The 19,040-nt window shown below is 55.0% G+C and carries 15 protein-coding genes and 1 tRNA gene; 4 read left to right on the top strand and 12 right to left on the bottom strand.

The window, feature by feature from the left end; genetic code table 11:
• Window positions 1–143: 143 nt before the first annotated feature.
• From WH298_RS02055 to WH298_RS02100, 10 genes are all read right to left on the bottom strand, one after another.
• Complete coding sequence (locus tag WH298_RS02055; RefSeq protein ID WP_180822080.1) at window positions 144–1,748, bottom strand: ABC transporter substrate-binding protein; 1,605 nt, start codon at window positions 1,746–1,748, stop codon at window positions 144–146.
• Window positions 1,749–1,904: 156 nt separating this feature from the next.
• Window positions 1,905–3,182: an NAD(P)/FAD-dependent oxidoreductase gene (locus WH298_RS02060; protein ID WP_180822081.1), complete on the bottom strand. Its 1,278-nt coding sequence runs from the start codon at window positions 3,180–3,182 to the stop codon at window positions 1,905–1,907.
• A 14-nt stretch (window positions 3,183–3,196) separates the two neighbouring features.
• Window positions 3,197–3,865, bottom strand: a complete 669-nt coding sequence (locus WH298_RS02065) for a haloacid dehalogenase type II (protein ID WP_049852521.1) — start codon at window positions 3,863–3,865, stop codon at window positions 3,197–3,199.
• A 28-nt stretch (window positions 3,866–3,893) separates the two neighbouring features.
• Window positions 3,894–5,363, bottom strand: coding sequence for an aldehyde dehydrogenase family protein (locus WH298_RS02070; protein WP_180822082.1), 1,470 nt, complete (start codon window positions 5,361–5,363; stop codon window positions 3,894–3,896).
• 418 nt (window positions 5,364–5,781) lie between these two features.
• Window positions 5,782–7,239: an NAD-dependent succinate-semialdehyde dehydrogenase gene (locus WH298_RS02075; protein WP_180822083.1), complete on the bottom strand. Its 1,458-nt coding sequence runs from the start codon at window positions 7,237–7,239 to the stop codon at window positions 5,782–5,784.
• 157 nt (window positions 7,240–7,396) lie between these two features.
• Window positions 7,397–8,356 carry an HTH-type transcriptional regulator Cbl gene (gene cbl / locus WH298_RS02080; RefSeq protein WP_008109354.1) on the bottom strand — a complete coding sequence of 320 codons (960 nt, stop codon included), beginning with the start codon at window positions 8,354–8,356 and terminating at the stop codon, window positions 7,397–7,399.
• A gap of 334 nt (window positions 8,357–8,690) precedes the next feature.
• Complete coding sequence (gene nac, locus WH298_RS02085; protein ID WP_007890984.1) at window positions 8,691–9,608, bottom strand: nitrogen assimilation transcriptional regulator NAC; 918 nt, start codon at window positions 9,606–9,608, stop codon at window positions 8,691–8,693.
• 793 nt (window positions 9,609–10,401) lie between these two features.
• A complete protein-coding gene (locus WH298_RS02090; RefSeq protein WP_049852518.1) occupies window positions 10,402–11,433 on the bottom strand; it encodes an ABC transporter permease in 1,032 nt (343 codons plus the stop codon).
• Between the two features lie 14 nt (window positions 11,434–11,447).
• Window positions 11,448–12,932 (bottom strand): sugar ABC transporter ATP-binding protein, encoded by a 1,485-nt coding sequence (locus WH298_RS02095; protein WP_007890987.1) that lies wholly within the window; start codon window positions 12,930–12,932, stop codon window positions 11,448–11,450.
• Between the two features lie 33 nt (window positions 12,933–12,965).
• The gene (locus WH298_RS02100; RefSeq protein WP_049852517.1) at window positions 12,966–13,889 is read right to left on the bottom strand and encodes a sugar ABC transporter substrate-binding protein; all 924 of its coding nucleotides are present in this window, start codon (window positions 13,887–13,889) and stop codon (window positions 12,966–12,968) included.
• Window positions 13,890–14,396: 507 nt separating this feature from the next.
• Between WH298_RS02100 and WH298_RS02105 the strand changes: the two genes are divergently transcribed.
• The 4 genes from WH298_RS02105 (at window position 14,397) to WH298_RS02120 (ending at window position 16,375) form a co-directional block, all read left to right on the top strand.
• A tRNA-Asn gene (locus WH298_RS02105) sits at window positions 14,397–14,472 on the top strand.
• A gap of 243 nt (window positions 14,473–14,715) precedes the next feature.
• Window positions 14,716–15,060: a helix-turn-helix domain-containing protein gene (locus WH298_RS02110; protein ID WP_180822084.1), complete on the top strand. Its 345-nt coding sequence runs from the start codon at window positions 14,716–14,718 to the stop codon at window positions 15,058–15,060.
• Window positions 15,045–15,353: a HipA N-terminal domain-containing protein gene (locus WH298_RS02115; protein WP_180822085.1), complete on the top strand. Its 309-nt coding sequence runs from the start codon at window positions 15,045–15,047 to the stop codon at window positions 15,351–15,353. The genes WH298_RS02110 and WH298_RS02115 overlap by 16 nt, the downstream gene beginning before the upstream one ends.
• Window positions 15,353–16,375: a type II toxin-antitoxin system HipA family toxin gene (locus tag WH298_RS02120; RefSeq protein WP_180822086.1), complete on the top strand. Its 1,023-nt coding sequence runs from the start codon at window positions 15,353–15,355 to the stop codon at window positions 16,373–16,375. The genes WH298_RS02115 and WH298_RS02120 overlap by 1 nt, the downstream gene beginning before the upstream one ends.
• Before the next feature lie 91 nt (window positions 16,376–16,466).
• Here the strand turns inward: WH298_RS02120 and WH298_RS02125 are convergent, their stop codons facing one another.
• Entirely contained in the window at window positions 16,467–17,771 is a 1,305-nt protein-coding gene (locus WH298_RS02125; protein ID WP_180822087.1) for an NtaA/DmoA family FMN-dependent monooxygenase, read from the bottom strand.
• An 11-nt stretch (window positions 17,772–17,782) separates the two neighbouring features.
• The gene (locus WH298_RS02130) at window positions 17,783–18,982 is read right to left on the bottom strand and encodes a M20 family metallopeptidase (RefSeq protein WP_180822088.1); all 1,200 of its coding nucleotides are present in this window, start codon (window positions 18,980–18,982) and stop codon (window positions 17,783–17,785) included.
• Between the last annotated feature and the right edge of the window lie 58 nt (window positions 18,983–19,040).

The following is a 19,040-nucleotide window of genomic DNA, read 5'->3' on the forward strand; positions in this document are numbered from 1 at the left end:
AAGCGCAGTATCAGATCACCGCACTTTACGTAGCGGCGCGATTTATCGCGCAATGAATTGCGCCGCTACAATGTGTGCGCTGGGTAATTAGGGTTTTTCATCTCTTAACTGGCAACCATTGCGCCATCAATGGCGACCCGAGGTCAGGCATTCAGCCAGGCGAACTCATGGAAGCGATAGCCCATCATCATGCCGCTTGGCCAGGCTTCCACGCCGCCGACTTTCTTGCTGTAGCCATCGGTGGAGCTGATAAAGGTTGGGATGATGGTGCCGCAGTGATCGTAAATCAGCTTCTGCATGTCACCGTACATCTGCTTACGTTTGGTCTGCTCACGCTCGCCGCGTGCCGCCACCACCAGTTGGTCAAATTGCGCGTTCTTCCAGCCCGATTCGTTATTCGCCGCCGATGAGAGATAGAACTGCGAGAACAGCATATCCAGCGTCGGGCGCGGGTTAATTGAGCCATAGCCGACCGGATCTTTGGTCCAGTGCGTGGACCAGTAACCGTCATACGGCACGCGACGCACTTTGATGTTGAGGCCGGTACTGCGCGACACCTGCTGAATCAGCTGGCCGCCCTCCACCGACCCCTCAATGTTTGGCGTGGTGATAATCTCCACCGTCGCGCCTTTCATCCCGGCTTTCTCGATGTGGAATTTGGCTTTCTCGGCATCCAGCGGGCGCGGTTTGAGATCGGCGTTGTACAGCGGATGCCATGGCGGCACCGGCGTATCGTTACTGACGTCGCCATAACCCTGCAGCACGGTTTTCACCAGGATGTCGCGCGGCTGCAGATACTTCATCGCCAGCACGAAGTCTTCATTGCTGCCCGGCTTAACGTCAGTGCGCACAATCAGGTTGGTGTACATGCCGGATTTACTCTCCAGCACGCCGTAATCGGCCGTCGCTTTAATGCGGTTGCAGTCGGCGGCGCTCAGGGTAGAGACGATGTGCAGATCGCCCGACATTAGCGCGTTGACGCGCGCGGCTTGATCGGTGACGCCCAGCAGCTCCACTTCATCGAGATGCGGCAGCCCTGGCTTGTAGTAATTGGGGTTCTTCACCCCAACCGAACGCACGCCCGGTGTGAACTCTTTCAGCCTGAACGGCCCGGTGCCGATGCCCTTGCTGAAATCTTTGGTACCGTCCTGCACGATCAGGAACGGCGCGCTGGCCAGCATAAACGGCACGTCGAAGTTGGCCTGGCTGAGTTCCAGCGTCAGCTCGTTATCGTTTATCGCGGTGAAGGTTTTGAACTGATCGGCCAGCTTAAAGGCGTTGGAGGCCACCGCCGGATCTTTGTGGCGGCTCAGCGAGTAGATGACGTCTTTGGCGGTCAGCGGTTTGCCGTCATGGAAGGTCACGCCTTTGCGCAGTTTGATCTGCCAGGTGATGCCGTCACTGGAATCGAGCGATTCCGCCAGCGCCGGCTGCACCGCGAGGCTTTTATCCAGCTCGGTCAGGCCGCTGTAGACCATGAATTGACGGGTGTAATCGCCGCTGTTGTTGCCTTTGGCCGGATCGAGCGTATCGGTAGCTGAGGCGTTGGACATGGCGGCGCGCAGCTTGCCGCCTTTCACTGGAGTGGTGGCCGCAAAGCTCATCTGCGGGAAAGCGATCAAACCGCTGCTCATCACGGCACCAGCAGACAACAACTTCATCAGGCCACGGCGCGACATTGACCCTTCGGTCAGCATGCGGTTCAGGGCCGGATTTACAGCGTCAGACTCTTTATCGAATTTACTCATCTGCACACCCTCAATATGAATTGTTGTTGATTTCGTTTTTCGAATTCCAGGAACGCAATGTCCCTCGCCAACATTGCGCAATAAATTGCGCCGCTACGGTTTGTGCACCTTGTTGTAGCGGCGCGATTTATCGCGCGGTTTTAGGCACACGGCGTGTCACGACAGCCGGTCCTTGGCTTTGTAATACCAGCCCGCCAGGGGCAAAAACCACGGCTTACCGTGGTAACCGGGCAGCGCAGGCCAGGTATCGCGCTGCCAGGGATTTTCGTTGCGTTTTTCCGCCAGTAGATCGGCCATCACGCGCCCCATCCACACCGACATCTGCGTACCGTGGCCGCTGTAGCCCATCGAATAAAACACGCCGTCTTGTTCACCGGCGTGCGGCAAGCGGTCGGCGGTCATATCCACCATGCCGCCCCAGCAGTAATCGATGCGTGACTTGCCCAACTGTGGGAAGAGCGCGGTCATCGCCGCCCGCAGCACGTCGCCACTGCGCGTATCGGAGGTGGGATTGCTGACGGCAAAACGGGCGCGACCGCCAAACACCAGCCGACGATCGGCGGTGGTACGGAAGTAGTTGCCGATATTCAGCGAGGTAACGTAAGTGCGATCCTGTGGCAACACCTGATTGATCACTGCATCGCCGAGCGGTTCGGTGACCACAATAAAACTGCCTACCGGCACGATACGGCGCTGGAACCACGGGAACGGGCCTTCGTTAGAGACGCCGGTAGCCATCATCACTTTGTCGGCAACGATGTCGCCGTGCGCGGTGATGACGCGGTGGCGATAACCGTCAAGACGGGTTAAACCGGTGACCGCGTGATGCGGGAAGATCTTCGCCCCGCTGCGCGCTGCGGCTTCTGCCAGGCCAATACCAAACTTGCCCATGTGCATCTGGCCGCCGCGCTTCTGCAGCAGGCCGCCGTGAAAGGCGTCGCTGCCCACTTCCCGGCGAATCTCATCTTTGCTAATCAGTTCGATTTCCGGGTCGACGGTGTCGCGCATCAACTGCCACGCGCTGCGCAGACCGGGAAAATGCGAGGCTTTACTGGCCAGTTTCAGTTTGCCGCACAGGCGGAAATCACAATCAATCTGCTCGTCGTGCACCAGCTGTTCGACATAGCTCACCGCGTCGTCGTAGGCACGATAGAAGCGGCTGGCCTGCTCGATTCCCTGGCTCTCCACCAGTGAGGCAAAGTTCTGCGCCACGCCGGTATTGCAGTGCCCGCCGTTGCGTGCCGATGCCTGGCTCATCACCTCGCCGCTCTCCAGCAGCACCACATTGATGCCGCTGCGCGCCAGGTTGAGCGCCGTCGAGACGCCGGTAAAGCCCCCGCCAATCACCACCACATCGGCTACGCTCGGGAGCGGGCCGGTCGCTGCGCCACTAAACATTGGCGCGGTGGCTTGCCAGAATGATTCGAGTTTCATCGCCGCCTCCAGGTTTACAGTCCAACCACAGCGGGCAGTCCGCCGATATCGCTGATTTCGGTGTATTCATACGCCGGATTAGCCGGATCGTGACCGCGATTGACCCACACCTTGTTTTTAATGCCCATGTCGTGACAGGTCATCAGGTCGTAACGCAGGCTGGATGAGACGTGCAGAATCTCCTCCGGGCCACAGTTCAGCTTATCCAGCATGTACTCGAAGCCTTTCATCTGCGGCTTATACGCGCCGACTTCTTCGGCGGTAATGGTCATGTGAATCGGTGCGCCGAGACGTGGCACGTGGTGGGGAATCAGGTCTTTCATTGAGTTGGTGAGCAGCACCAGCGGGAATTCTTTGGCCACTTTGGCTAAGCCGGCGGGCACGTCAGGATGTGGACCCCAGGTGGCGCAGTCGGTGTAGATAAAATCGCTGTCCGCTTTGCTCCACTGCACGCCCCATTTTTTACAGGTGCGCTCTAACGCATCGCTGACCACCGCGTAGTACGGCTTCCACGCGCCGAGCACTTCGTCGCGACGGTAGCGGGCGAAATCGGTGGTGAAGGCCAGCATCTCCTGCGGCGCTACGCGATCTTTAAAGCAGCGTTCGGCTGCACCCGCCATATCAAAGTTGATCAGCGTGCCGTAACAATCAAAGGTGATGAATTTCGGTTTAAACAGTGCCATGAAGCGACCTCGCGGTTAGGGAGATAAATTAGAAATCGATTAACACACTCTTCTGGCGCTGACAGGCCTGGAATGCCTGACGTCCCAGATCCTTGCCAATGCCCGAGCCGAGAAAACCGCCGGTCGGGATAATAAAGTCACCGGAGCGGCCATAGCGATTGACCCACACGGTGCCGGACTCAAGCGCGCGCACCGATCGCAGGGCGCGCGGCAGGCTCAGCGTATGCACGCCGGCGCACAGGCCGTAGGTTTCGTGCGCCGCCAGCGCCAGCCCCTCCTCTTCGTCGTCAAACTGCTGCACGGTGAGCACCGGGCCAAAAATTTCCTGCTGCACCGCCGGATTATCGTTAGCGACAGCGCACAGCAGCGTTGGCTGCCAGAACCAGCCTTCTGCGGTGTCGGCGAAGCGTTCGCCTCCCACCAGCACTTCGGCACCCTGGGCTTTGGCATCGGCAATCACCGAGGCCACCTTTTTGCCCTGGCGCTCATCAATCAGCGGCGCATAGCGGCTGCTCTCCTGCCAGGTGACGCCCGGGCGCGGTTGCTGACACAGCGCCACCAGACGATCCAACAGCGGCTGCGCAATGCCGCGCTGCACAATCAGACGGGTGCCAGCGACGCACGCCTGGCCGCCGTTGGCGGTGAAGCCGCGCAGAATTCGCTGCGCCAGTACGTCGATATCGCCAGCATCATCAAACACCAGCTGCGGACTTTTGCCGCCCAGCTCCAGCGTCACCGGTTTCATGCCGTGCTGCGCCACATCGCCCATGATGCGTGCGCCGGTCGCGGTTGAGCCGGTAAAGGAGACTTTGCGCACCAGCGGATGCGTCACCAGCGCGCTGCCGGTTACCGCCCCGCTGCCCTGCACGATATTCAGTACGCCTGCCGGTAAGCCGGCCTGCACCGCCAGCTCGGCCATGCGCACGGTGGAGAATGGCGTCAGCTCAGAAGGTTTCAGCACCACGGCATTGCCTGCGGCCAGCGCCGGACCGCACTTCCACGACGCCATCGATAGCGGGAAATTCCACGGCGTAATGGCGCCGATCACGCCATATGGCTCAGCAATCAACATGCCGAGGCTGCTCTCCTGAGTCGGGAACAGGTCGCCGCTGTATTTGTCGGCGCACTCGGCGTAGAAACGGATGGCTTCGGCGGTGAAAGGAATTTCGTGCTGGATGACATCGCTGATCGGGCGCGTAGAACCGAGCGATTCGAGCTGGGCGAGTAAAGGGTCGTTTTCAATCAGATCGGCCCAGCGACGCAGAATTTTACCTCTGGCACGAGGAGCACAGCTGCTCCAGCCGCTGGTTTTGAGCGCCTGATGCGCGGTGGTGACGGCACGATCGACATCCTCACTCTGCGCTTCGCTCAGTTCGGCATAGACTTTGCCATCGGACGGACGCTTAACGGCAAACAGCGCGCCCGCCGTCTTAAGATGTTGCCCGCCAATATAATGACCGGCAGGAAGTAAAACTTTTTCAGGGTCGAAACTTAACATGGAAAATTCCTTATTTGTTACACCCATCACAGACGCGCTAATTAACGATTTGCACTGCGTTTTTCTGCCACGCTAATAAGCTAATGCAGAAAGTATGCCAGCCAGCTAAAAAATAAAAATGCGTAAAAAACGGTGCTAAGAAATTTTCTGCCGTATTGATGAGCGAAATTTTGCGGAATTGCCGAAGGAATAAACAGATGATTTATCTCACAAACTTCGTGCGCCGCAGCGGTGCAGCTCGCATGAAACTTGCACTAAAACGGGGATAAGCGGGAAAGTATGACGCGGCGCACAAATAAACAGCGCCGCGAACCTGAGGCTGCGGCGCTGTTTATGTTTATAGGATCGCGCAATAAATTGCGCCGCTACGATAAGTGCAGGTATTTGTAGCGGCGCGATTTATCGCGCGTTGTTGATTTTAAAGACTGCCAATATGAAAGGTTTTTTGTTCCAGATACTCTTCTATTCCGTATCGCGATCCTTCACGGCCTAATCCAGATAATTTAATTCCGCCAAAAGGTGCGGCATCTAATGATATTGCACCGGTATTAAAGCCGACCATGCCAAATTCCAGTGATTCCGCCACGCGCCATGCCCGGCGAATATTTTCGGTGAAGAAATAGGCGCCAAGTCCATAAGGCGTGTCATTCGCCATACGGATCGCTTCCTCTTCGCTATCAAAGATAAACAGCGGCGCGACCGGACCAAAGGTCTCTTCATGCGCAATCCGCATGCTGCTGGTGACATTGCCTAGCACCGTTGGCTCGACAAAGGTGCCGTTCGGCGCGCTGATGCCGCCGTGCAGCAAGGTCGCGCCCTGGCTGAGGGCATCGTCGATATGGCTGTTAACTTTCTCGACTGCGCGATCGTTGATCAGCGGCCCGATAGTGCTGTCGGGCGCAAAGCCGTCGCCGACTTTGAGCACCGCCACCGCCTGTAACAAGCGTTCACTGAAGCGCTGGTAGATGCCGCGCTGCACCAGAATGCGATTGGCGCAGACGCAGGTTTGTCCAGCGTTGCGGAATTTACTCGCCATCACGCCAGCAATGGTGACATCGAGATCGGCATCATCGAACACAATCAGCGGCGCGTTGCCGCCCAGCTCGAGGCTCAGACGCTTAATGCTGTCTGCACTCTGCTGCATTAGCAGCTGCCCCACGCGAGTGGAACCGGTAAAGGATATTTTGCGCACCGTGCGGCTGGCGGTGAGCGTGCTACCGATGTCGGTCGGCAGGCCGGTGAGCACCTGCAGCACACCGCTCGGGAATCCGGCGCGTTCGGCTAACACCGCCAGCGCCAGCGCCGACAGCGGCGTGAGTTCAGAGGGCTTAACGATAATTGGGCAACCGGCCGCCAGCGCGGGCGCTACTTTGCGGGTGATCATCGCTATCGGGAAGTTCCACGGCGTGATGGCTGCGGCCACGCCCACCGGCTGCTTTAGCACCAGAATGCGGCGATCTTCGCTCGGTGCCGGAATGGTGTCGCCATAGATGCGTCGTGCCTCTTCGGCGAACCACTTAACGAAGCTGGCCCCGTACAGCACTTCGCCTTTGGCTTCCGCCAGCGGTTTACCCTGCTCGGCGGTCATGATGATCGCCAGGTCATCGGCATTAGCAATAATCAGCTGATGCCACTTCTCCAGTAGCGCAGCGCGCGTGGCGTTGGGCGTTTTACCCCAGCTCACCCGCACCGATTCGGCATAATCTATCGCCTGCTCGGTTTCCGCCGCACCCAATGCGGGAATGGTGGCTATCGGCTGTTGAGTGGCAGGATCGATCACCGGTAGCGTTGCGCCCTGATGCGCATCCTGCCAGCGACCGCCAAACAGCGCCTGCTGGCGCAGTAGTTCCGTATCTTTGAGTTGAATTCGCGACATGACAATCCCCTGTATCTTCGTCATTTCACTGTAACGTGACGCGACAGCGCAGGATGTTTTTCTGCTGGAGGGAATGTTGATTGGCGTCTGTTTTGCGGTGGGAAAAGAAATTTTATGCTGTGGGATTCGGTCGCCTTTGTGGCGACCGAAAAGCCGCTTAAATCTGGAAATCGATAGCCGGTTCGTTCTCGGTTTCGTAAGAGAGCGCCTGACGTTTGATCTCCTCCAGCGACAGATTGGCGTTACACAGCTCAAGGAACTGCCACACATAGTTGCGCTGTAATTGACCCCGCTTCAGGCCGAGCCACACGGTGTTGGCATCAAACAGATGGTGCGTATCGATTTTCACCAGGTCTTCACCTTCATAAATATCGCACGCCTGATCGGCGAGGATGCCGACGCCGAGACCCAATTCAACGTAGGTTTTCACCACGTCAGAGTCCTGGGCGCTGAGCACGATATCCGGTCTGAGTCCTGCCGCCTGGAAAGCACGATCGACGCGCGAACGGCCGGTAATGCCCTGACGATAGGTGATCAGCGGATAGCGGCTTAGACTGGCGAGCGTCACCGGCTGATGCTGCAGCAACTCATGGTCGTGCGGCACCAATAGCGAGTGGTGCCAGCTGAACCACGGAAACGCTGCGAGACTGCTGTTATTCACCAACTGCTCGGAAGCGATACCGATATCGGCTTCACCGGCCAGCAGCATCGCTACGATCTCCTGCGGCGATCCCTGATTCAGCTCAAGACGTACGTTGGGATAGAGCTGGCGGAAGGCTTTGATCACCCGCGGCAGGCTGTAACGCGCCTGCGTATGCGTGGTGGCGATGGTCAATACGCCGCTGGTTTCATTGGTAAACACATCCGCTAAGCGACGAACTTTACCCGCTTCATCAAGGATGCGCTCAGCAATGGTCAACAGTGCTTTGCCCGGTTCCGTCATTCCCAATAGCCGCTTGCCACGACGAATAAAAATTTCCACGCCCAGTTCATCTTCCAGATCGCGAATATGGCGGCTCACCCCGGATTGGGAGGTAAACAGCGTATTCGCCACTTCGGTCAGGTTGAACTCGCAACGGGCCGCTTCACGTATAATTTTAAGTTGCTGGAAATTCACACCCTTTTCTCCTGGTTCCTGCCCCTGTTTCATCCATGTTATGAAGTTGGTGTCATCGCAACAAATAATAAAAAACGGTGTGTTATGCGGAATAGTAATAAGGGAGGGTTTGAGAGACGCCCTCACCCCAGCCCTCTCCCGCAAGCGGGCGTGGGAGCCGACGGTGCGGCTAATGGGTAAGGTGATTAATGCGAGTTAAAAAGGCTGGATCGGTTCCCTCTCCCATCTGCAAGATGGGGAACGGGTTAGTGAGGTGATCAATTTTGCTGTGGAAGGGCTGGATCGGTTCCCTCTCCCGCCTGCGGGAGAGGGTGAGGGGAAAAGTGCGACTAACTCAACCCACCAACATCAACTCACGATCTTCCACCATCGGCTTATTCAACAGCGACAGCAGGATATTCTTCACTGCCTGCGCCGATGGCGACAGCGGCAAACGGGCAGAAATATTCAACGACAGCGGCAGATTCAACGACGGGCTGTTAATCCGCGCCATCCACGCATGCGTGGAACTCACTAACGCACGTGCGGCAGACTCTGGCAAGACCGTGACGCCCATGCCGCTGGCTACGGCAGCGGTCAGCGTGGAGATCGATTCAATTTCGCCGATGATGCGCGCACTGAGGCGACGCAGCGAGAAGGCTTCATCAACACGTTTACGCACCGCGCTGTAGTCGCGTGGCAGGAACAGGCTCATCTGCGCCACTTCAGCCAGATCAACGCTGGCACCTGGACATGCCGTTGCGCCCACCAGATACAACTCTTCTTTCATTAATGGAATGCTGTTGATGCCTGCGGTTGGCGCACGATCATACAGCACTGCCATATCCAACTGGCCGTTCATCACCTTTTCATTCAGCGACGAGCCGCTGTTTTCGTGTAGATACACCAGCACATCCGGGAACTGTTCACGTACCGTTTGCAGCAGCGGCATAGTGAGCGAGGATGCAGCGGTGCCCGGCGCTAAGCCGATAGACACCTGACCGTTCAACGCCTGCCCGGCATTGATCACCGCCGTTTGCGCCTGTTCACACTGACGCAGAATAGTGCGGGCGTGAGCATAGAGAATTTTACCGGCTTCGGTTGGCGTCACGCCGCGCTTGGTGCGGATCAGCAATTGCTGATCGAGTTCATTTTCCAGCGTAGCGACCTGCTGGCTAAGCGCAGGCTGCGCGATGTGCAGCACTTCTGCTGCCTGAGTCAGGCTGCCGATATCGACGATTTTTACAAAGTACTTGAGTCGTCTTAAATTCATGTTGCCTCCGTCAATCCCCGAATACCCAGGTTGGGTGTTTCAGCCTGCTGGCTTATGTTCATGAAGTTGCAATATGCAGGCCAGGTTTGTTAGGGACGCAGAAAAGTATTAGCGGATTTTTCCTAAAGGCACGGAAAATAAGCATTTGTGGTTACCTCGAAGGAGTTAATAAGCGCGAGCGATGACGCAAAAGGATTAGGATTCCAGCGCATTGCACCGCGATGGGGCAGGAAATGCGAGGCAGGCGTGCAAAAAAGTGATGGCTCAATGAGAGGATATGGTGCAGAAGTAGCCGGAAACGGGCAGAAATGGCGATAACGAAAGAGATCGAGCAGGAAAGAAGGTAATTAACCAGCTGGAAAACTTATGTGGGCCGGTGCGCGCTGTCCCTCACCCTAACCCTCTCCCGCACGCGGGAGAGGGAACTGACCGAACGGGAATATTGCGTTATGCGCGCGCTGTCCCTCACCCTAACCCTCTCCCGCACGCGGGAGAGGGAACCGACCGAACGGGAATATTGCGTTATGTGCGCGCTGTCCCTCACTCTAGCCCTCTCCCGCTCGCGGGAGAGGGAACCGACCGAACGGGAATATTGCGTTATGTGCGCGCTGTCCCTCACCCTAGCCCTCTCCCGCACGCGGGAGAGGGAACCGATTGTGCACATTCTTGATACGCAAAATAATTCGCGCTGTAGCAAGGCGGCCAGAAAATTCAGCCCCGGGAGCATAGTTCACTATGTGACCGGGGTGAATTTTCGCAGCCAACGCCGCTACAGCGCGAAGTATGCAGCGTATCAGCGTTTTTTGCGGTTGCGGTGCATATCAATGGACACTGCGGCGACGATGATGATGCCTTTAATAATGTCCTGCACATAAGCATCCACCCCAACAAAGGTGAAGCCGCTCTTAATCAGGCCGAGAATCACCGCACCAATCAGCGTACCGGTGATGCGTCCGACGCCGCCCATCAGGCTGCTGCCGCCGATAACCGCTGCGGCGATGGCGTCTAGCTCGTAGGCCATTCCCATACTTGACTGGCCGCTACTGACACGTGCCGCCAGCACGACACCGGCCAGGCCTGAGAGTGCACCCGCAATGGTGTAGACGATGATCAGGTACTTATTAACATTGATACCCGAGACTTTGGCGGAGGTCATGTTGCCGCCAATCGCGTAGACATATTTGCCGTAGCGGGTGTGTTTCAGCGCAATGTGGAACAGGAACGCGACGACCAGGAAGATAATCACCGGCATGCCGCCCTGGCCGATGGAGGTGAAGCCATCTGACAGGAAACTAATTGGGTTACCCTGCGTGTAGTACTGCGCGAGACCGCGCGCCGACACCATCATACCGAGCGTGGCGATAAACGGTGGAATACCGGTTTTGGTAATCAGCACGCCGTTCATCACGCCACACAACAGCCCCACGCCAATCCCGGCGACAATCGGGATCACTGCCGGCAGGTTAACCAGCGATGGATACATCGGCGACAAGCTGTCAGAGGTTTGTGCCAGACTGGCTGCGACCACGGCCGTTAAGGCAATAACCGAACCAGACGACAGGTCGATACCGGTGGTGATAATGACTTGCGTCACGCCGACCGCAATAATACCGATAATCGCCACCTGCAGAATAATCAGCACCAGGCGGTTAGTGTTCATCAGGAAAGATTGGTCACGCACGTACCAACCGGCAATTTCAAAGATCAGGGCAATGCCCAACATGACAACAAAAATCCCGGTATCTTTTGGCAACTTATGACGCAGGTTGCCAAAAAAAGAACTCTGTTCTGCGGCCTGCGGGGCCGTAATTTTTACGTTACTCATAGGTGTCTCACGCCTCACTCGGATGCCAACGACAAAATGGATTCCTGATTGGCCTCTTCTTTATCGAGGATGCCGGTTATACGTCCGCCGTGCATAACCATCACGCGGTCGCTCATGCCGAGAATTTCTGGCAGTTCGGACGACACCATGATGATGGCCACGCCGCGGTTTGCCAGTTCACTGATTAAGCGATAAATCTCTGCTTTTGCACCAACGTCAATACCGCGCGTTGGCTCGTCGAGAATCAGGATCTTCGGTTGCGCCAGCAGCCAGCGGGCAATCAGCACCTTCTGCTGGTTACCGCCGCTGAGGTTATTGATGATCTGATCCATGGTCGGGGTTTTGATATTCAGCTTGCGAATCTGATCCATGCAGTCCTGCGCCATTTTGATGTGGCTGACAAAACCGCTTTTATGGGTGTAATCAGGCATGTTGACGATGCTCATGTTCTCCATCACCGACAACACCAGGAACAGCCCCGACTTTTTACGATCTTCCGTCAGGAACGCCATGCCCTTCTCAATCGCCGTGGACGGCGAATCGATCTTAACCGGCACACCATCAATCAGAATTTCACCGCTATCGAAACTCTCCATGCCGAACAGGCTTTCCATCACTTCGCTGCGTCCGGCGCCAACCAGTCCGGCCACGCCGAGGATTTCGCCTTTGCGCACCGTAAAGTTGATGTCGGTGAAGCGATCTTTGCAGGTCAGGTTGCGCACCGTCAGCACATCTTCGCCAATTTCACCGTTGAACTTCGGGAACAGCTGGGTCAGTTCGCGTCCTACCATCTGAGTAATCAGCGATTGGCGGGTATACTCGCTGGTGTTATTGCTGCCGACCCACGCACCGTCGCGGAAGATACTGATCTCATCGGTAATAGCGAAAATCTCGTCCATCTTATGGCTGATATAGATGATGGCTTTGCCCTGCTCACGCAGGTCGCGGATGATGGTGAACAGATGCGCCACTTCGGTTTCCGTCAGGGCCGACGTCGGTTCATCCATAATCACGATGTCCGAATTCCACGACACCGCTTTCGCAATTTCCACCATCTGCTGTGAAGCGATACTCAGCTCGCCGACCATACGATCGGCTTTCAGACGGATATTAAGTCTATTGAGTAACTCCTGCGTCTGCTTATTCAGCTTGCCGTGATCAACAAAGCCGTACTTCATCGGTTCGCGACCGAGCCAAATGTTTTCAGCCACGGTCATGTGAGGCACCAGATTGAGCTCCTGGTGAATCATGGAGATGCCGGAACGTAACGCATCCATGGTGTCCTGAAACTGCACTGGCTCCCCTTTAATGCGAATGGTGCCCTTATCGGGACGATACATCCCGATAAGGCATTTCATTAAAGTGGATTTGCCCGCGCCATTTTCACCCATCAGGGCATGTACCGACCCCGGTTTAATACGCAGTGAGACATTGTCGAGTGCCTTCACTCCGGGGAAGAACTTGCTGATGCCTTCGGCTTCAAGCGCAAAAGCGGTCATACATCACCTCCGTACGGCTAAGTCGGGAACGGGTTATTTCTGATTCTGGCTGGCGAATTTTTCGTAGTTTTCTTTGGTGATCAGCTGGAACGGGATATCGACCACTTTTTGCACTTTCTCGCCGTTAATCAGTTTGACCGCAGTTTGCACCGCACCTTCGCCCTGGCCCTTAGCGTCCTGGAACACGCTAGCGACCATTTTGTCGTTCTTGATCATTTGCAGCGCATCGGGCGTGCCATCGACACCCGCAACCAGGATGTGATTCGGGTTTTTACCCAGCGCCTGCAGCGCACCAATCGCCATTTCATCGTTGTTAGAAGCAATGGCCTGGATGTCGTCACCGGCGGTCAGCCAGTTACTCACCACGTCAACCGCATCGTTACGGGTGAATTTCGCGGTCTGTTTCTGCACCACTTTGATGTCCGGATATTTCGCCACTACCGCTTCAACACCTTTGGTGCGTTCGCGGGTGGATTCATTGGCCAAATCGCCCAACAGAATCGCCACGTTGCCTTTGCCGTTCATCTTCTTGGCTAACGCTTCCATCTGCAGACGGCCTGCCAGTTCAGAATCTGAACCGACAAACGCCATTTTATCTTTCAGCTCACCCGCCGGTTTACGGTTCACAAATACCAGCGGCACGCCGGCTTTCGCTGCCGCGTCCACCAGTGGTTTCACCGCGTTGGTATCGACCGGGTTAACGATGATGGCGTCAACGCCCTGACCGATGAAGTTCTGCACCTGCTGCAGCTGTTGTGAAACGTCACCCTTTGCATCTTCGACCTGACCTTTAATGCCATCTTTGGTCATCTCTTTTTGCATTGCGGTGCGCAGAATGGTGAGGAAGTTGTCATCAAATAGCGCCATAGAAACGCCCACCTGAAGGTCTTTTGCCATCACTGCGGCAGGTAACATGCAAGCTAACAGGGAAGTCACTAACGCTTTTTTGAATTTCATAGGTAACCCTTCTTTTACGTTAACAAGCTCAGGTTGGCTGATACCACGAATGAAAAATATCTTTTACATTCACTCAACATCGCTGGCGTTTTTTTTGTGGTTGTAGAGGTAAGGCTTCTGGTCTAACGCTATCGGTTTGCTATCGTCGTTTCTTACAACTTAATCTTTATCAGTTACTTATTTTCGAAATCCTGTTTCAGTTACCGCAAGTGGTTTCGCAGGTGATGATAAGCAGTTCATTTATTTCATCTAACTGACATTTGAAACTTTCATCATAAAAGCACTGAAATGATTGTTTTAAAATCGGCAAATAACAAAACTTTGACACGCATCTAACATCTCACCAGAATTGCGTTTAAAGTGAGATCTTGCTGGCAGTTTAGAATCTGATCATTCAAGCCAGAAAAGCAGCATTCCGCTGCTTTTACGCGCACTTAAACCAAAAGTGTGCAGTCGGGCTTTGACAATAGGGATCGGCATCGATAATATGCGCCTCGTTCACACGATTCCTCTGTAGTTCAGTCGGTAGAACGGCGGACTGTTAATCCGTATGTCACTGGTTCGAGTCCAGTCAGAGGAGCCAAATTTAGAGAAGCCCGCTTAGGAAACTAAGCGGGCTTTTTGTTTTCCTGCATCCTTACACGTGTTTTACGGTTAATGCTCCGCACCCTCGAAGTATCATAAATGATACTTTTCATAAAAATTTTTCATTTTCTTGCCTCCACACGACGAAAAATCACCTAATAGGTTCAAAAATGAACCTTTACTCACTATAGTCGAGTCATATCGCTCTTTGTCAGCGTTAAAATGCGCGGAAGTGTCAAAAATGAAACTTGATGAAATCAAATCGCTACTTGAGAAACTCTCTGCATCAGATAAACAGAGAGTAATAGAAGAGTGGATGTTGAAAACTGATTCGTTAGTCGTCGCTGAAAATTTCCGTAACTCTAACGACATGCCGATTCTCAATGCCCTCGAGTTCCCATTATTGCCGACACTCCTGACAGGAGAGCTTAAGCGTCAAAACATCACTTATGAAGAAATGGCTATACAAATTGGCGTTTCCATCTCTACGTTTAAGCGGATGATTGCTAAGCCAGCATCAGCTAAGGCTGCCAATCTTCATGCGCTGCTCAAAGAGCTAGGAATAAAAGTATGGCTCGAAAAATAGGTGTGTGGTTATACAACCATCCTGTAGGTACGTTGAGTGAAGTGGAAATGGGGTTTGCTTTCTACTATCAAGCCAATTATACCGGGCGGGCGATCTCTCTAAGTATGCCGGTGAGACCGGAGCCTTATATCAGTGAAGAACTTCACCCCTTTTTCAAAGGATTGGCCCCGGAGGGATGGTTGCGAAAGAGATATGCTGAAATTCAAAAAATTGATGATAAAGATCTCTTCGGTTTACTGATGCAGAATGGTGACGATTTGCTCGGTGCAGTCGTACTCAAAGAGATGAAATAATGAACCCGGAACGCTGTCTGATAAATTTACACCTGCTTAAAGGATCCGAGTTAACAACGGGCTACTCAACAAAAGGTATTAAACACTTACTGGGGAGTTTACACGTATCCCTCAGCCTGCCTTTTACACGTAGCCAGTTTATTCAGGAACTTCCAGAACGTCAGAAAGGGATGAGTATTTCAGGCTATCAACCCAAACTCTCCCTCCGCCTGGAAAATGGCGAGTTGAATGTCGTCAGCAACGATGGGACCTATATCCTAAAGCCCTCACCAGAAGAGTATCCACATCTGGCGGAAAATGAGCATGCAACTATGTGCATCATGCAGCGCCTAAAATTTGACGTTCCCCCCTTTGGGCTTATGCCATTTAAGCATGATGACAGCCGGCCAGATGAACTCGCTTTTGTTATTAAAAGATATGACCGGTTGGGAGAAGATAAAGCAAGACTGCATCAGGAGCAGTTGGATGGTGCGATGGGCCTCGGCGATAAATATGGCAATATAGATAATAAGAAGACCACCAGCTACGAGAAAGCCGCTAAGTTTTTGAACCGTTCAGTGAACGGAGGTTTAAAAAGTAAGCGAGATATCTTTTTACGCATCGTCTATGCCTACCTACTGGGTAATAATGATTTTCATCTGCGTAATATCGGGATCATCCTCCCTGAAAAGGGAGCACCTTACCTGGCCCCAGTCTATGACTTTATTAGCGTTGTCCCCTACTCTGCGGCGTTTAAAGAATATTTAGCACTGCCTCTTTTAGAACGTGAAGAAAATGATGTGGAGAGTGCGCCAGGGATTAATTCGCTTTACGGAGAATACCTGGGAGTAGACTTTATTGTGCTCGCGCAGGGTATGAATATTCATCCCGCGTTGGCACAAAAATGGCTAAACGAAATTATCAGTAATCATCAGCTGATTATTGATACCTACACCAAAAGTCACATGCCTGAAGCGCAACGAGAAGCTGTTCTCAAATATGTTGCGCGGCGGATAACCTTACTGGCGGTAACGGAGATTTAGCGTGATCTCGCGCTAACGCCCTTGGACTTGCGATTCGTACAGTCGCCAGCCAGGTGCGCAGTGATGCGCACCTTCATGGAAACAGCGCTGATTAATCGATGCCGCGTGGTAAATCCGCCAGCTCCAGACTGCTGCGGAAATCATTACCCACATAATCCGTATCAATCAGTTGGCGGCGACGCAGTTCCGGCAGCAGGCCGTTAAGCAGTAAATCCTGCTGGTCCGGCTGCCCGAGGCCGTGCAGTGAAATCACATCCAGCAAACCGGCCCGATAGCGCTGTTCGATGGCATCCGCCAGCGTTTCCGGCGTGCCAGCGACAAACCAGTGGCCGGTCTCTTCGGCTTTAATGATCAGCTCGCGTAACGTCAATCCTTCCAGCGCATAACCACGGAAGATGGCCGCGCGCCCCTGGCGGCGATGCACCTGTGACAACTCGGGAATCAATGCTGCCGCAAGCGGTTGGTCGAGCGGCGCATCGCGCAGATCGACCTCTCCGCCCAGCATATCTGCCACGCGTAATCTGCCTTGTTCAAAGTTGATGCGCTCATGCTTATCGCGTAAACGACGCGCCACATCGGCGTCGCTGTCACCAATGATGGCGTGGAACGAATTCATGATCAGCGGCGGATTGTGTTCGCGACCAAAACGTCGTGCGCGCTGCTGCACATCGGCGACAAACGCCTGCGCGGCCTCAAAGGTTGGCTGCGAGGTGTAAATCACTTCGGCGTAACGTGCGCCAAGCGTCACGCCCGCTTCAGACTGGCCCGCCTGGAACTGCACCGGACGGCGCTGCGGTGGTGGTGGCACGTTGAGCGGGCCCGCCACCTGGAAATAGTCGCCGCGATAGTTGATCGGATGCAGCTTTTGGTGATCGAGACGGATGCCGCCGCTGGCAGTGCGCTGCACCGCCGCGCGTTCGTTGGCGTCATACAGCGCATTCATGACCTCAATAAACTCAGTGGCGCGCGCGTAGCGCTCCTGCGGTGGCGGCAGTTGGCTCTCACCAAAGTTCTCTTCGCCGACCGAAGACGTCACCGCGTTCCAGCCCGCGCGTCCACCGCTGATGTGATCCAGCGTGCCGACCTGACGCGCCAGATTGTAGGGATGCAGCCAGCTGGTGCTGACGGTGGCAATCAACCCGATGTGTGAGGTCACCTGGCTCAACGCCGCCAGCGCAATCAGCGGATCCTGGGTGCCGGTGGTGCCGGCTAACCCCGCCGGATCGGCTTGCAGTAAATCGGCGGTGAACAGCCCGGTAATCTTTTCGCGTTCTGCAATCTTCGCCAGTTCGATGGCGCGTGCCATGCCGACGCCTGGCTGAGCATCATTGGCGGCGGAGATAACACTGCTGGCGCCGACCAGCGTTTTCAATTTTCTGCGATAGGTTTGCGACACAACACTCTCCTTTATGGCTGGCGCGCGAAATCCGCTTTGACGTTGGTTAATGCATCCGCATCGGTCAGCAGACGTAAGCCGGTACGCGCCAGTACCCGCGCGCCAATCAATAGCGCCTGATAGCCGCGTTCTGAGTTCGCTGCTTCACGGAACGGCACGGTGTGGAAAATTAGATCGTCAGGACCGATTTTCAGCCACGGATGCGCAGTCGGCACCGCATGGCTGATGTCACCGGCATCGGTCGACACTTTGTTCTTCTGTGGCGACAGATCAACCTGTTCGCCTGCGGCGCTAAACTCATCCAGCAGCAGCGCATCCAGCGCCGGATTGAGTTTGAAATCGCGCGGGCCAATTTGATGATCAATCTCGACGCGCGCGCCGGTGGCTAGCGCCACGCCTTCAGCGATAGCGCGCAGACGCGGTTCGAGTGATTCGACAACGTCACGGCTGTCGGCGCGAATGTAGTAATGCGCCGAAGCATATTCCGGGATCACGTTCGGGGCCTGACCGCCGTTGGTAATAATGCCGTGCACGCGCACGCCGTCGGGCAGTTGCTGGCGCAGCACGCTGATGCCGTTGTACAGCAGCACCAAGGCATCCAGCGCGTTAATGCCCTCATGCGGCGCGCTGGCGGCATGCGATGGCTTGCCGTAAAAATGAAAATAGAGGTGATTGTTGGCCAGCGTTGACTCGGTCAAGCGGGTTTTACCGGCGGGATGCACCATCAGCGCCACGTCGACCTCTTTCAGCAATCCGGCTTCGACAAAGCGTTTCTTCACGTTGCCTTTGGGGCCGCCCGGCCCGGCTAATCCGCCCTCTTCAGCTGGCGTACCCAGCACCACTACTCGGCCACCGGTTTCTTCCAGTACCTGAGAAAGTGTGATTGCTGCCGCCACGCTGGTTGTGCCGATCAGATTGTGGCCGCAGGCGTGTCCGATACCGATCAGCGCATCATATTCCGCCAGAAAAGCGATGGTTGGGCCAGGTTTGCTGCTGCTCTTCACCGCATAGAAGGCGGTTTCATGTCCGGTGACGTTGCGGGTGACGTCAAAACCCTGCGCCGTCAGCAGCTGTGTCAGCTGTTCACTGGCGAAATACTCGTTGTTGCCGGTTTCGGGGTTTTGAAATATCGCCTGCGAGACCTTGAGATAGGCGGCGCTGTGCTGTTCGAGGCTGTTTTCAAGCGTGAGCTGAAGGGCGTTCAGCGTCATAGTCATTCTCCTTTTGCTATGCGGTCGCCATAAATGGCGACCCTACGGTGAATCGGGG

Source organism: Pantoea nemavictus, from assembly GCF_037479095.1.
Lineage (GTDB): Bacteria > Pseudomonadota > Gammaproteobacteria > Enterobacterales > Enterobacteriaceae > Pantoea > Pantoea nemavictus.

What these genes read in the sequence shown, in the direction of transcription:
- WH298_RS02055 (WP_180822080.1), bottom strand. Translation starts at nt 1,748, where the DNA reads ATGAGTAAATTCGATAAAGAGTCTGACGCTGTAAATCCGGCCCTGAAC.
- WH298_RS02060 (WP_180822081.1), bottom strand. Translation starts at nt 3,182, where the DNA reads ATGAAACTCGAATCATTCTGGCAAGCCACCGCGCCAATGTTTAGTGGC.
- WH298_RS02065 (WP_049852521.1), bottom strand. Translation starts at nt 3,865, where the DNA reads ATGGCACTGTTTAAACCGAAATTCATCACCTTTGATTGTTACGGCACG.
- WH298_RS02070 (WP_180822082.1), bottom strand. Translation starts at nt 5,363, where the DNA reads ATGTTAAGTTTCGACCCTGAAAAAGTTTTACTTCCTGCCGGTCATTAT.
- WH298_RS02075 (WP_180822083.1), bottom strand. Translation starts at nt 7,239, where the DNA reads ATGTCGCGAATTCAACTCAAAGATACGGAACTACTGCGCCAGCAGGCG.
- nac (WP_007890984.1), bottom strand. Translation starts at nt 9,608, where the DNA reads ATGAATTTAAGACGACTCAAGTACTTTGTAAAAATCGTCGATATCGGC.
- WH298_RS02090 (WP_049852518.1), bottom strand. Translation starts at nt 11,433, where the DNA reads ATGAGTAACGTAAAAATTACGGCCCCGCAGGCCGCAGAACAGAGTTCT.
- WH298_RS02095 (WP_007890987.1), bottom strand. Translation starts at nt 12,932, where the DNA reads ATGACCGCTTTTGCGCTTGAAGCCGAAGGCATCAGCAAGTTCTTCCCC.
- WH298_RS02100 (WP_049852517.1), bottom strand. Translation starts at nt 13,889, where the DNA reads ATGAAATTCAAAAAAGCGTTAGTGACTTCCCTGTTAGCTTGCATGTTA.
- WH298_RS02110 (WP_180822084.1), top strand. Translation starts at nt 14,716, where the DNA reads ATGAAACTTGATGAAATCAAATCGCTACTTGAGAAACTCTCTGCATCA.
- WH298_RS02115 (WP_180822085.1), top strand. Translation starts at nt 15,045, where the DNA reads ATGGCTCGAAAAATAGGTGTGTGGTTATACAACCATCCTGTAGGTACG.
- WH298_RS02120 (WP_180822086.1), top strand. Translation starts at nt 15,353, where the DNA reads ATGAACCCGGAACGCTGTCTGATAAATTTACACCTGCTTAAAGGATCC.
- WH298_RS02130 (WP_180822088.1), bottom strand. Translation starts at nt 18,982, where the DNA reads ATGACGCTGAACGCCCTTCAGCTCACGCTTGAAAACAGCCTCGAACAG.